The sequence below is a fragment of the Mycobacterium sp. E2479 genome (assembly GCF_001667925.1).
Lineage (GTDB): Bacteria > Actinomycetota > Actinomycetes > Mycobacteriales > Mycobacteriaceae > Mycobacterium.
Genome location: NZ_LZJR01000123.1, coordinates 1 through 1283, shown reverse-complemented (window position 1 = coordinate 1283; position 1283 = coordinate 1). Strand labels below are relative to the sequence as shown.

1 protein-coding gene is annotated in these 1283 nt (G+C 61.7%); it reads left to right on the top strand.

The features are described from left to right. Positions 1-96: 96 nt before the first annotated feature. Positions 97-1275, top strand: coding sequence for an IS481 family transposase (locus A5686_RS18400; RefSeq protein WP_067937279.1), 1179 nt, complete (start codon positions 97-99; stop codon positions 1273-1275). Positions 1276-1283: the final 8 nt, after the last annotated feature.

Genomic DNA, 1283 nt, shown 5'->3' with positions numbered 1-1283 from the left:
GGTGTCTGAGTTCACGACATAGGTGACAGATGAGTCGGGTCATGGGTGACATCTGTGTCGATGCCTGATGAGTCGCGTCATAGGTGACAGTCATGGATGTCCAAAGCTCGCGTGGTCGTCCTGGAAGTCACTAGTGGTCGTCTCACGGTCACGAAGGCGGGTCAGGTCTATGGGCTGTCTCGCCAACACATCTACCGGCTGCTTGCCCGCTACCGCCAAGGCGGTCTTGAAGCCGTTGATCCCCGCTCACGACGGCCTGCCAGCAACCCTCGCGCCGTCAGCGATGAGGTGATCGTCGCGGTCGTGCTGACGCGTAAACAACTCGTGGACGACGGTCTCGATGCCGGCCCGGTGACCTTGCAATGGCATTTGGCTCACCAGGGGCTGCCGGTGCCATCGACCTCGACGATCCGGCGCATCCTGGACCATCACGGCCTGGTCACCGCCCAACCACGCAAACGGCCCAAAAGCTCATTTATCCGTTTCGAGGCGTCCCAACCTAACGAATGCTGGCAATCAGACTTCACCCACTGGACTTTGGCCGATGGCAGCGATTTCGAGATCCTCAACTGGCTCGATGACCACTCCCGATACCTGCTTTACTGCACCGCCCTGCCCCGCGTGACCGGCCCCGACGTGGTAGCCAGCTTCACCGCCATCACCGCCGAATTCGGCCTGCCCGCCTCCACGCTGACCGACAACGGCGCCGTCTACACCTCACGATTCACCCACGGCCACAACGACTTCGAACGCCTCTTGGCCAGCCTGGGCATCACCCAAAAAAACGGCCACCCCGGCCACCCGCAAACCCAAGGGAAAATCGAACGCTTTCACCACACCCTCAAACACTGGCTGACCCCACGCCCGCGACCCACCACCCTCACCGACGCCCAAACCCTGCTCGATAACTTCCGCGAGCTCTACAACACCGCCCGGCCCCACCGCGCCCTAACCCAACACCGCACACCCGCTCAGGCTTACACCGCACTACCCAAAGCCACACCCCACACCACAGCTCTCGAGCACTTCCGCATCCGCCACGACATCGTCGACCAATTCGGCAAACTCACCCTGCGCCACGGCAGCCGCCCACACCACCTCGGCATCGGAATCACCCACGCCCACACCCCCGTGCTGATCCTGGTAACCACCCACACGGTCACCGTGATCAGCAAAACCGGCTACCACGTCCTCAGCAGCCACATCATCGACGGGGAGAAAAACTACTGGCGCAACCAAAACAAAAACCCCGGCCGATGGCCGGGGAATCTGTAACCCATGAC

Bases quoted from the DNA above. Each gene is read 5' to 3' on its own strand.
- A5686_RS18400 (WP_067937279.1), top strand. From the start codon at position 97: ATGTCCAAAGCTCGCGTGGTCGTCCTGGAAGTCACTAGTGGTCGTCTC.